Genomic DNA, 12,288 nt, shown 5'->3' on the forward strand with positions numbered 1-12,288 from the left:
CTTAGTTAGTAGCAACCGCTTGTAGGTAGTATCACGAGGGTGCGGTTTCATACCGCACCCTTTCTTCATCCACCGTCCGTCCAGATACCCTTTCTATCCGTTACACTATTATTTAGCGACACGGCATACAGTTGTGTTATCTAGCGTCGCAGGTTTAACGCCACGATATCCATGCTGCCGCCCATTCCCGCCTTAGTGAGCTGCGATCATCGCCATGGAAAAAATACCTAGCCAAGATATTACGCCGCCGCCCGTTGGGCACCATACCCCTGGGGAAAGTACAACTCAGAGCATGTATGCTAAGCGCCGACATATTTATGTGCGCGAAATTAAAGGGCTCTTCCAGAAAGTAAGGCGCAGCGCCAACTGGGCGCTTATGCTGGGCTTTTTCCTGCTTCCATGGCTGAACTGGGGCGACCGCCCTGCTATCTGGTTTGACCTTCCAGGCCGAGAGTTTCATATTTTTGCTGCCACATTTTATCCCCAAGAGTTCGTATTACTTTCGTGGCTGCTTATTATCTGTGCCTTTGGGCTATTTTTTATTACTGTTTTTGCTGGACGCGTTTGGTGTGGCTATACCTGCCCACAAAGCGTCTGGACATTCTTATTTATTTGGCTTGAGCACCGCATAGAGGGATCTAGAAACCACCGTATTAAGCTCGACAAGCAGCCAATGAATGCTGACAAAGCGTGGCGGAAAGGAGCTAAACATTCCGCTTGGTTACTGATTTCTTTGGCTACTGGCATTACTTTTGTGGGTTACTTCACCCCCATCCGCACGCTAGTAACGGAACTGCCTACGCTAGAAGCCCATGGCTGGTCCTATTTTTGGGTTGGCTTCTTTTTAGTATTTACCTATTTAAATGCAGGCTGGCTGCGTGAGCAGGTGTGTATTTACATGTGCCCCTACGCGCGCTTCCAATCAGTCATGTTTGATCGCGACACGCTGATCGTGTCGTACGACGAAGCACGCGGCGAGCCAAGAGGTCGGCGGAAGAAGTCGCTTAGCCATACTCAGGCGAGAGAAGCCGGCTTTGGCGACTGTATAGACTGCGAGCTATGCGTTCAGGTTTGCCCAACAGGTATTGATATTCGTGATGGGCTCCAGTACGAGTGCATTACCTGTGCAGCCTGCATTGATGCCTGTGACAGCGTCATGGACAAAATGGGCTACCCCAAAGGGCTTATTCGCTACACAACGGAAAATGCGCTAGAAGGCAAGAAAAGCCACATCTTACGGCCTCGACTGCTGGGCTACTTTGCCGCGCTGATTATTATGGTCGTTGCGTTTGCCTGGGCGGTTAACGACCGCATACCACTTAGTTTCGACGCCGAGCGTGAGCGCACACAGCTGTATCAAATGACCCGAGAAGGGCAAATCAGCAATGTTTACAGCCTTACAGTGCGTAACCTTGATAACCAGCCACACACTTACCAAATCAGTGTGTTAGGCCTACCCAGCTTAACGCTAGATAGCGCGTCGATTAGCGTGCCAGCAGGCGAGTCTCGCATTCAGGTAGTCACCGTACTTGCAAACCCTCAAGATCTAAGCCAGCCCAGCCACCCCATTACTTTTGTGCTACAAGCACAACAAGATGAGCAAATCCGTCAGGAGCGTGAAGCCCGCTTCTTAGGTAACGCCAGGAGATAAATGCGTTATGTCAGACCCTACGATTACACCTTGGTACAAACAGTTCTGGCCATGGTTTTTGTTAGGCTTGCTGTTCTCCTCCATTATTGTCAGCACGACCTTTGCGGTTATGTCGATCAAAAGCTACGACGGTATGGTGGTACAAGAAGATTACTACGAGCACGGCAAAGCAATTAACATGGTATTCGCCAAGCAAGAGCAAGCGCGCGCTTTAAATTTAAGTGCCGAGTTACGCATTGATCCGCTTACCAGCGATATTGTTGTTGATCTTGCGGGTGATGCTCGCCCAGATAAGCTCTATCTAGATCTTATCTTTCCCACCGAAGACGATCGTGACCAGTCGTTTGTACTAGAGCATGTGCGCGAAGGCCGCTACATCACTCAAGGACCTGACAATCTGCGCTATCGCTGGTATCTACAGCTACAGCCAGAGCAAGGCGATGAATCAGAATGGCGCCTTATCGGAGAAGCACGCTTTCCTGACGAAAACACGATTGCACTACTACCTGGCGGGCGCTCGGAGAACGAATGACCACGACCGCCCTTAGCTGCTACCACTGCGGCAACCCGGTGCCCGAAGGGGCACCGTGGCGAATTAACATTGACGACACATCCAAACCACTATGCTGCCCAGGTTGCGAAGCCGTCGCCCACGCCATCGTTGATGGCGGGTTGGAGAGCTATTATCGCTATCGCACAGAAATGCCAGAGCGCCCTGACGAGCGCCAAGCTGCCAAAGCAGAAACCTGGTCGGTATTTGATGACCCAGGGCTGCAAGCGCAGTTTGTTCACCCAGAGGGTGACGAAGGACAAGTACGAGCCACACTAGCAATAGACGGCATCACCTGTGCAGCCTGCGCCTGGCTCATTGAACACCGTTTGAATGCACTTGATGGCGTTACTTCTAGCGCGGTCAACCTTACCCATCATCGCCTACGTGTGAGCTGGGACCCCGCCGTCATCAACCTCTCACAGCTGTTCGCTGAACTAGCGGCCATTGGCTACGATGCGCAGCCCTATGAACCTGATCAAGCCCAAACGCGCTTACAACATGAAGAACGCATGAATGTGCGACGCCTGATTGTCGCGGCTGTCGGGATGATGCAGGTCATGATGTTCTCCATTCCCATTTATGTATCGGGGCCAGGTGAGCTTAGCGAAGACTTTTACGCTCTGTTTCACTGGCTATCGTTTGCCCTAGCCACGCCCGTGGTATTTTTCTCAGCGCAGCCTTTTTTCCGTAACGCATTGCGTGATCTGAAAACCGGCGTTCTTGGCATGGATGTGCCGGTCTCGCTAGCCATTGGCGGCGCCTATTTGGCGAGCAGTTATGCAGTGCTGTTTAACGTTGGCGATGTTTATTTCGACTCGGTCGCCATGTTTACCTTCTTCTTGCTATTTGGCCGCTATGTAGAAGGTAGGGCCAGGCGGCGCAGCGGCCACAGTGGCAATGCGCTGAGCGGCGTTTTGCCGGTGTCCGCTATTCGCCTTGAAGCTGATGGCAGTGAACGCATTCTGCCTGCCAGTGAACTTAAAGAAGGCGACCGCGTGCTCATCAAGCCCGGTCATGGCGTTCCCGCTGACGGCATTATCGAAGACGGCGAATCCAGCCTTGATGAGTCGATGCTGACCGGTGAGTATTTGCCAGTGACTCGACGGGTAGGCGAAAGCGTGGTGGGTGGCAGCCAAAACATGGAAAACCCGCTCACCATAAAGGTAACCCATGCTGGCAATAGCGCCAGAGTGGCCGGTATTGTCGATTTAACCGATCGCGCCTTTGCAAGTCGCCCACGACTTGCCCAGATGGCGGCGCGTATGGCGCACCTGTTTGTATTACGACTGCTGATCGTTACCGCGTGTGTCACCGTAGCATGGTGGTTTATTGATCCATCTCGCGTGCTATGGGTACTACTCTCGGTATTAGTAGTCACTTGCCCTTGTGCACTGGCGCTGGCCACCCCCACTGCGCTGACAGCAGGGCATGGCCAATTGCGCCAGCGAGGCGTACTAATTACACGTGCTGACGCGATCGAATCACTCTCCAACGTCACCCGCGTGATCTTTGATAAGACCGGTACGCTGACCCGCGGCGAAATGCAGCTGACCCAAACGCATCCTATTGACCAACAGCATCTCGCCCACAGCGATACGACGCTCAGTGAAGAGCATGCCCAAGCCATCGCGGCGGCGCTAGAGGCACACTCTGAACACCCCATTGCCAGAGCTTTTCGCCCATTTAGAGATGCCACTCTGCAGGCACGCAACATCAAAAGTGTGACTGGGAGCGGGCTAGAAGGCACTTTAAACGGCGCAACATGGCGATTAGGCAAACCTGATTTTGCGACGACAACCACACTGCCTCCACCAGGCACAGGCCAGTGGCTTTTACTCAGTGAAAACAGCGCACCACGTGCCTGGTTCAAGCTACACGATGGCATTCGTGAAGATGCGGCTCAAACCGTTGCCGCACTTCAAGCCCGTGGATTGGAAGTAGAACTACTTTCTGGTGACACGCAAGAAGCGGTAGAGAGCTTGGCAGAACAGCTCAATATTACCACGTGGCACGCTGGCAAATCGCCTGAGGGCAAGCTGGCACGACTACGTGAGTTACAAGCCAGCGGTGAGCGTGTCGTGATGATCGGTGACGGTATCAATGATGTGCCGGTATTGGCTGGCGCTGACGTCGCCATTGCCATGAATGGCGCCACAGACCTTGCCCGAACCCGCGCCGACGCGATATTGCTCAGTCCACGCCTAATGCGTATTTTTGAGGCGATTGATATTTCCTGCGCCACACGCCGCATTATGCGCCAAAATATGCTGTGGTCGGTTTGCTACAATTTTTCGGCACTGCCTTTAGCAGCAATGGGCTTAATTCCCCCCTGGCTCGCTGCGATTGGCATGTCGCTAAGCTCCCTGATTGTGGTAGGTAACGCGCTGCGTCTCACTCGCTGGCGTACCCCGCCCGCCCCTCAGATTGCCCTATCAACACCGGTGACGGCATGACGATTTTATACTTACTGATTCCACTTTCACTCACTCTTCTGGGTCTCGCGGTGTGGGCGTTTTTCTGGGCCGTGAAGCACGACCAGTTTGACGATTTAGAAGGGCCAGCCCACCGCATCCTATTCGACGACGATGAGAATGATTTGTCTCCCGAGCAGCGTGCAGCGCGTAAAAAAAGCGGGTCCTCTTCTCAAGATAACCAAGAGCCGCCCGCATGAATCCGACGGGACTCGATTTACCGCCCCTACTAGCCGCATTTGTATTTGGCTTAATGGGCGGCGCCCATTGTATCGGCATGTGTGGCGGCATTATGAGCGCGCTGACCTTTGCCGTACCACCTAGCATGCGACACCCTGCCCGAATGGGCGGGCTGCTGATTAGCTATAACGCCGGACGCATTCTCAGCTATATGGTGGCGGGTGCTATTGTTGCTGCACTTGGCACACTTATCTCGCTTTCACCGTCTGCACGTGTTGCATTGCAGGCTTTCGCCGCATTGATGCTCATCTTAATGGCACTCTATATCGCCAACTGGTGGAAAGGACTGCTGAAAGTAGAAGCGGTGGGAAGGCACCTTTGGCGTTATATAGAGCCAGTGGGAAGACGCCTGATGCCTGTCGTCCATCTTCCTCAAGCCTTCGCCCTAGGGACACTGTGGGGCTGGCTGCCCTGTGGGCTGGTTTACTCCATGCTAGCCTGGAGCTTAGCGATTGCAGACCCACTCGATGGCGCGCTTTTAATGGGGGCTTTTGGCCTGGGTACACTCCCTGCTCTGCTGGCAACAGGACTTGCAGCACAGCAGTTAAGCCATTTAATTCGCCACCCTGCCACTCGCAGCGTCGCCGCACTGTCGATTATAAGTTTCGCCCTTTGGCAGCTATGGACGCTTATTCCTCTAACAGCGCATTAGTCAGACCCTCCTATAGTTTGATATAGCTCAACGCATTCCAAGTGACACCGACGTAGCATGCCGAGAGAACACTGAGCGACGGCGCTCAGTCACTCCTTTTGTTTACTTCTCACTTCGGAGCGCTCGCCATGCCCGTTCATGCCACTGCTGCCTTCTCACCTACCAACACTGATGTGTCTGGGGCTAATGCCTGGAATGAAACGCTGCTGCGTCGCTATGACAAAAGTGGCCCACGTTACACGTCCTACCCGACAGCTCTAGCGTTTCATGAGCAGTTTAGTGCCGATGACTTTACTCAGGCGCTAGCGCGCAGTAACGAGAGCCACCGCCCGCTATCACTGTATGTACATGTACCCTTTTGTCGAAAAATTTGCTTCTACTGCGCTTGCAATAAAATCGCAACGAAGAATACCGCCCTTGCAGAACCTTACCTTTCTCGGCTAGATCGAGAAATGGTGCTCACTGCCCGCCATTTAGACACTTCACGCCCGGTGCAACAGTTACACTGGGGTGGTGGTACGCCCACATTTCTAACCTTGGCACAGATGGGGGACCTAATTGACCGCCTAGATGCCCGTTTTGGTTTATCTAGCTCAGCCGATCGCGATTACGCTATTGAAATAGATCCTCGTGAAGCAGACGTATTTACGTTGCGCCATCTACAGTCTCTCGGCTTTAATCGACTAAGCCTTGGTGTACAGGATTTAAATCCGCAGGTACAAAAAGCCATCAACCGAGTACAACCCCGGGTACTCACCGAAACGTTGATGGAAGAAGCACACCGTCTTGGTTTTCGCTCACTCAATCTTGATTTGATTTATGGACTGCCATTTCAAACCGAAAAAAGCTTTGCCGAGACGCTAAGTCAAGTCATCGAACTAAACCCGGCACGGCTGTCCGTATTTAATTATGCGCACATGCCCACCCGCTTTGCGCCACAGCGACGCATTAACGAAACGGATCTTCCCAGCGCTGATGAAAAGCTGGCTATTTTGCATACCACCATAGAAATGCTGACTAACGCAGGCTATGTGCATATTGGCATGGATCACTTTGCACGACCTGACGATAGTCTAGCGATTGCTCAGCGCAACGGCACACTGCAACGAAACTTTCAGGGCTACTCTAGCCATGCACAGTGCGATTTAGTTGGCTTAGGCGTATCCGCTATATCACGGGTTGACGACGTTTACGCACAAAACCCGACCCAGCTTAACCAATATGAAGCAGCCTTAGATCAAGGTAAGCTGGCAACCGTTAAAGGATTAAGGTTAAATAAGGACGACCTAATACGAAGAGACGTGATTGAACGGCTAATGTGCGACATGCATATTGATCTAGCGGCAGTTGGAAAGCGTTGGCACATCGATGCTAGTGACTATTTTTCCACCGCAATTGAGCAATTGAAGACAGCTGAGCAAGACGGCTTAATCACTCGCCATCAGCAAGTTATTAGCGCCACCCCCACTGGGCGGCTGCTGATTCGTCATTTAGCGATGGCCTTTGATGCTCGCCTAACTGACCAATCTACTCAGCGCTACTCTAAGATTGTATAAGCTTCTTGAGACGTCTTGCCTCTGGGCCTATGATGGCTAACGAGAAAGGGAGAATGATATGCCACACCCCGCCAGCCAACGACGCTCACTGCTGCAAGAGGCGCGCTGCCAGACCTGTAGCCTAAGCTCGCTGTGTCTACCGCTCGCCTTAGAGCTTGAGGACATGAGCCAGTTTGATGCCATCATTCGCCGCCGCGCACCGCTCAAAAAAGGCGAGCCCCTGTTTCGCCAGGGTGATCACTTCACCAGTGTGTATGCCGTCCGCTCAGGCAGCCTGAAACAGGTGACCAGCGAAGGGAACGGCAATGATCAGCTGACAAATTTCTACCTTCCCAGCGAACTAGTAGGATTGGACGGAATTGATGAAGAGCACTACCCCGGTAGCGTCATTGCACTGGAAACCACTACGGTGTGTGAAATCCCATTTGACCGTTTGGACCTGCTTTCCGAAGAACTGCCCGAACTACGTGGCCAGCTTTATCGGAGCATGAGCAAAGAATTGCGAGATGACCGGCGCATGATGCGCTTGCTATCCCGCAAGACGGCCGATCAACGACTAGCAAGCTTTTTAGTCACCCTTTCAGACCGTTTTCGCCGCCGTGGATACTCGCCTTATAGCTTCAGACTCTCCATGTCCCGCGCCGACATCGGCAATTACTTAGGCTTGGCGGTAGAAACGGTCAGCCGTATTCTTAGCCGCTTTCAACAGCAAGAGGTGGTGGCTGTTTCAGGGCGCGAGGTTAATATTTTAAATATGCGGCGCCTCATCACGCTAGCTGAAGAGGAAGAACAGTCGGCTAGTCCACGCTAAGCGCCTGAATACGCCCTTCCATCAACGCCGCTTGTTTGGCTTCAAGGCCAGCAAAGTCAAATAAACGGCGGTCTGCTAGCTGGGAAGGCGCTACATTGGTCACTGCTTTAAACATGCTTTCTAGACGTCCTGGGTGTTTTTTATCCCACTCAGCCAACATATCTTTGACGACTTGACGCTGGAGATTGGGCTGAGAGCCACATAAGTTGCAGGGAATAATCGGGAATTCCATTAGTCGAGAAAACTCTGCAATATCAGCCTCTTTGCAGTAGGCAAGAGGGCGAATGACAATATTCTTGCCATCGTCAGATAAAAGCTTGGGAGGCATTGCTTTCAAAGTGCCACCAAAGAACATGTTAAGAAATAACGTTTCTAAAATATCTTCACGATGATGCCCTAGGGCAATTTTCGTTGCCCCAATTTCCTCGGCAAACCCATAGAGAGAGCCACGTCTTAGTCGTGAGCAGAGCGCGCAGGTCGTTTTTCCTTCTGGGGTTTTCTCTTTCACCACCGAGTAGGTGTCACGCTCTAGAATGTGGTATTCAACCCCCACTTTATCTAGGTACTGGGGCAGCACATGCTCCGGGAAGCCTGGCTGTTTTTGATCCATATTGACGGCGACCAGAGAGAAGTTAACCGGCGCGTTGCGCTGCAGGTTAAGCAGTATCTCCAGCATCGTATAGCTATCTTTGCCGCCAGACAGGCACACCATCACCTTGTCACCTTCACCAATCATTTGATAATCAATGATGGCGTTGCCAACCTCTCGCCGTAAGCGCTTTTGTAGCTTATTAAATTCACGCTTTTGTTTAGCGGCGTGATGCTCGGATGGTGTCTGTGCGCTATTAACAGCAGGACTGTCAACAGAAACAGTATCAGGCGCTGCGGGGTCAAAATAGTCAGGTTGTAGCATGGTGTAGGCACTGCCGATGGTAGAAGAAGCAGCGGGCATTCTAACAAGACTCACCACGTCCACCCAAGATAAACCCGTGGATTCATCCCATGAGGGTAGTAACGACTACCCCTGCTGGGCGATCTCGCGCTGCAAACGCAGATATAAAAGCGCGCTTGCGGTTGCATCCCCAAGCACTCCCATCCATTGAAGAGCGGGGATTTGCCAACGAGCGAGCGCTTCGGTTAGGCGGCCACTTGTCCCACACTGTGGATGTAAGCGACGCAGTTGGCGATAGTGTAGCTTTCCAACATCGACCTGGGCATTGGGCAAACCAAATCCCAACCCTGCTTTAAACAAAAGATTTAGGTGTTCCACCGAGCGCCCTAACTCCCAGCCAATTAGCGGCCGATTACCGATGAATTCAGCCAGCGCCCCAAGATGCTCAGCGTTCGGCGCCAGCACCGTATCCGTCGCATACAGCTGATGATGTCGCCGCAGCGCAGGGGCGTTGTTGTTCTGCTCTTCTGCCAGGGTAGCCACCCAGGCTCGGCTGGTCTGTACTCTCCCTGGGCTTAAGACAACAGCAGCGACGCTGACCACCGGCGCTTGGCCTGGGCTAACCTGGCAGGCAAGCGCCACCATTTCTTCCCCCATGTAGGGCTGAAACAGCCATGCGTAGGGGGAATCTGCCCAACGTCGACGGTCGCTTTCGCGCTGCATTAATGTACGCAGCGAGCCACTGAGCAGTGACATATGCCGGTCTAACAAGCGCATTCCGCTCACGAATACTCCAAATGATAACGATGGGAGAGCCGCTGCTTAAAATCTTTTACGATATGCAGCGCCTCACGCAACAGGTCACGCTCAAGGGACGAGAGTTCTTGCACCACAACACGGTTACCACGCTGCTGAGTCGACGCTTCTGCTGTCTGCAACTGCTGCTTTAAACGTAGTTCGGTAAACAGCGCCAGCGCCTCGCCCAGGTCGTCAGCAAAACGGCGATCAAGACGACCATCTTCTGCTAAAGCGTCCAGGCGATCTAAGGTGGAAGTGGCATTAATGCGTCGCTCGAGGGCCATTGTGCGCACCCCATGAACAATAGGAAAAATACCGCCTTTTTTAATATCGATCCCATGCTGAGGCTTTTTTAAGGAGCCAAATAGCGTTAGCGGTGTTGAGAAACGCAGCGCAGCACGCGCAAAGTAAGACAGCAATAGCTCATCCCGTGAGCAGCGTTCAAACAGCTCTGCACGCACGCTGTCTAGCAATTGCGGATTACCAGCCACACCATGGGCATCCAGCAAAATCGCCAGCTTCATTAGGCTGTCGCCATCTCTTGCACTCACCCATTTAGCAATGTTGTTTTTCCATTGCGACACAGTGCCAACCCATTCAGGATTAGACACCATGATATTACCTGGGCATGGTGGGTAGCCGAGCTGAATCAGCGTTTGGGTAAGCACATTCATGTCTTCGGCAAGCGAAGGCCATTGGTTGTCATCGGCTAAAATCAGGCCATTATCTTGATCTGTTTTAAGAATTTGTTCACCGCGCCCTTCGCTCCCCATCACCATTAGGCAACTTTGGGAGTGATACTGCTCAGGAATAACAAATGACCACGCTTTATTGATAATTCGGCCATTCAACGCGGCCAGTAGGTCCATGGCAAAACGTAGCTTGACCCCTTGCGCCATAAGCGCATTCACCAATTCTGGCGTGCGTTGACTGGCAGCCGCCAATGCTTCTAAGCTATTCGCCTGTTCTACCTGCAGACTAACGACATAGCTACGGCTCGAAAAATAGCTAAGGACATCCGTTAGCTCCACCACCCCTTTCAGGGCGCCCTGTTCCATAACCACTACCCGCGTTACTTTATGCCGCGTCATCAGCACGAGCGCTTCAAATAAGTATTGATGGGGGGTAACGGTCACCAACGAGAAATGGGCCACATCCTCAACGGGCGCTGTATGTTCATAGTTATTCAGCACGACACCATTGAGCAAATCGGTTTTAGTGACAATGCCAAACTCGCCCTGGGTTTTGACGAGCAAACTATCTGCATGGCTATCGTTGAGCTGACGCACCGCGCTGGCAATATCTGTCGATGCATCCATGATAAGAGGTTCACGCATACATTCGCTGACTTTAGCCAACATAAAACCGGCCATGGTCACGCCACCTTCGGCACGCTTTTCAGTCATTAATCGCGCTTTGTGAGATAGCGACTGCTTGAAGAAATTTTCGAAGTCAGGATGATGACGGCATAGTTTTATAAATAGCGCCTTCGGCATCACATAGCACAAGCACTCTTGTTCAGCCTGGAAGCGATAGCGGCTTTTACCGTTCAGAATACTAATGGCACCAAACAGGTCACCAGCTGTGTAGTGCCCAATCCGTGCACTAGACGCTGGCAGGGTAGGATCCAGCTCAGCAACTTCGCCCTTGTGAATCAAAAATACCGATTCACCCGCTTGCCCCATCTCGATAATAATTTCATCACGATCAAAATAGGCGATGTCCATACCACGACGAACGTGGTCACGCCCTTCATCATCAATTAATGTGAAGGGCAATTGGGAAAGATCAACGTCAATCATGAGTGACCCCAGTTAATCGCGATGAAGAACACAATGGCTTAAGGTTTGATTGCTTTTTAACCAGCGCCTTTATTATACCTTTTGCTATACCGCTAACGTCGCAAAGACGTTTGTTTAGCGACCAAAGTAGCGACACGAACTAGCAAACTTGACCACTTAATATACCACCTATTAAAAGTAGCAAACATTGCTTTTAAGCGATCCATAGACCATCGTCCTATCACTCAGACATGAAAGCCAAAAAAACTTCAAAAACAAGTATTTATTTTCAAAAATAAACATCACAATACGTACTGAAAGCTCATTGATACCAAAGTCTGGGATTTATTTTTTGCAATTATTGCCCACTATTAACAACGGGCTATACAGGATGTTCACGTGGCACTTGTTAAACACTTATCAAGGCACTGAAGAAAACCTTGCCAAACCATTAACCAGCAGAGCAACTTAACCAACAAGGTGATATGCGTCTAATCGCACTAAATCATCGCAGACAACTAAAAGAGCGGTTTTCTATGAAGGATTGCCCTAATGGATCACACGCTATCCTGAGTTAACTTTCCAACCCTAAAAATCACAACTGGAGAGCACCACAATGGCAGATGACAAATCCAATGCTGCTGAATACTGGAAAGCCAACGTCCGCTTAATCTTTGGATGCTTGGCCGTTTGGGCGTTCGTTTCTTATGGATGTGCCATTCTCTTTCGTCCGCTGCTAGCGGGCATTCCCGTTGGTGGGACTGACTTGGGCTTTTGGTTCGCTCAACAGGGCTCCATCCTCACCTTCATCGTACTGATCTTCTTCTATGCCTGGAGAATGAACAAACTCGATGCAAAATTCGGCCTTGGGGAGTAAGCCAGT

At 51.5% G+C, this 12,288-nt stretch carries 11 protein-coding genes; 8 read left to right on the forward strand and 3 right to left on the reverse strand.

Going from position 1 to position 12,288, the window contains the following annotated elements; genetic code table 11:
* The first annotated feature begins 214 nt into the window (after positions 1-214).
* The 7 genes from ccoG to fnr all read left to right on the forward strand — a co-directional run bounded on the left by ccoG (position 215) and on the right by fnr (position 7,934).
* Positions 215-1,651, forward strand: coding sequence for a cytochrome c oxidase accessory protein CcoG (ccoG, locus tag ACN06F_RS14385; RefSeq protein WP_038477943.1), 1,437 nt, complete (start codon positions 215-217; stop codon positions 1,649-1,651).
* A gap of 7 nt (positions 1,652-1,658) precedes the next feature.
* The gene (locus ACN06F_RS14390; RefSeq protein ID WP_038477946.1) at positions 1,659-2,183 is read left to right on the forward strand and encodes a FixH family protein; all 525 of its coding nucleotides are present in this window, start codon (positions 1,659-1,661) and stop codon (positions 2,181-2,183) included.
* A complete protein-coding gene (locus tag ACN06F_RS14395) occupies positions 2,180-4,657 on the forward strand; it encodes a heavy metal translocating P-type ATPase (protein ID WP_120386394.1) in 2,478 nt (825 codons plus the stop codon). The genes ACN06F_RS14390 and ACN06F_RS14395 overlap by 4 nt, the downstream gene beginning before the upstream one ends.
* Complete coding sequence (ccoS, locus tag ACN06F_RS14400) at positions 4,654-4,875, forward strand: cbb3-type cytochrome oxidase assembly protein CcoS (RefSeq protein WP_038477952.1); 222 nt, start codon at positions 4,654-4,656, stop codon at positions 4,873-4,875. Before ACN06F_RS14395 ends, ccoS begins: the two co-directional genes overlap by 4 nt.
* Positions 4,872-5,567 (forward strand): sulfite exporter TauE/SafE family protein, encoded by a 696-nt coding sequence (locus ACN06F_RS14405; RefSeq protein ID WP_038477955.1) that lies wholly within the window; start codon positions 4,872-4,874, stop codon positions 5,565-5,567. Before ccoS ends, ACN06F_RS14405 begins: the two co-directional genes overlap by 4 nt.
* 128 nt (positions 5,568-5,695) lie before the next feature.
* Positions 5,696-7,123 carry an oxygen-independent coproporphyrinogen III oxidase gene (gene hemN, locus ACN06F_RS14410; protein ID WP_433924144.1) on the forward strand — a complete coding sequence of 476 codons (1,428 nt, stop codon included), beginning with the start codon at positions 5,696-5,698 and terminating at the stop codon, positions 7,121-7,123.
* A 58-nt stretch (positions 7,124-7,181) separates the two neighbouring features.
* Positions 7,182-7,934 (forward strand): fumarate/nitrate reduction transcriptional regulator Fnr, encoded by a 753-nt coding sequence (fnr, locus tag ACN06F_RS14415; RefSeq protein ID WP_433924145.1) that lies wholly within the window; start codon positions 7,182-7,184, stop codon positions 7,932-7,934.
* Here fnr and ttcA read toward each other — a convergent pair.
* The 3 genes from ttcA to ACN06F_RS14430 all read right to left on the reverse strand — a co-directional run bounded on the left by ttcA (position 7,921) and on the right by ACN06F_RS14430 (position 11,426).
* Entirely contained in the window at positions 7,921-8,886 is a 966-nt protein-coding gene (gene ttcA / locus ACN06F_RS14420; protein WP_099049291.1) for a tRNA 2-thiocytidine(32) synthetase TtcA, read from the reverse strand. The two genes, fnr and ttcA, sit on opposite strands and share 14 nt — an antisense overlap.
* Before the next feature lie 66 nt (positions 8,887-8,952).
* Positions 8,953-9,603, reverse strand: coding sequence for a DNA polymerase III subunit epsilon (locus ACN06F_RS14425; protein ID WP_433925123.1), 651 nt, complete (start codon positions 9,601-9,603; stop codon positions 8,953-8,955).
* 5 nt (positions 9,604-9,608) lie between these two features.
* Positions 9,609-11,426 (reverse strand): putative nucleotidyltransferase substrate binding domain-containing protein, encoded by a 1,818-nt coding sequence (locus tag ACN06F_RS14430; protein ID WP_433924146.1) that lies wholly within the window; start codon positions 11,424-11,426, stop codon positions 9,609-9,611.
* A 595-nt stretch (positions 11,427-12,021) separates the two neighbouring features.
* Between ACN06F_RS14430 and ACN06F_RS14435 the strand changes: the two genes are divergently transcribed.
* Positions 12,022-12,282, forward strand: coding sequence for a DUF4212 domain-containing protein (locus ACN06F_RS14435; RefSeq protein WP_038477966.1), 261 nt, complete (start codon positions 12,022-12,024; stop codon positions 12,280-12,282).
* The last annotated feature ends 6 nt before the right edge of the window (positions 12,283-12,288 follow it).

This window comes from Vreelandella sp. 21 (assembly GCF_050995515.1).
Taxonomy (GTDB): domain Bacteria; phylum Pseudomonadota; class Gammaproteobacteria; order Pseudomonadales; family Halomonadaceae; genus Vreelandella; species Vreelandella alkaliphila.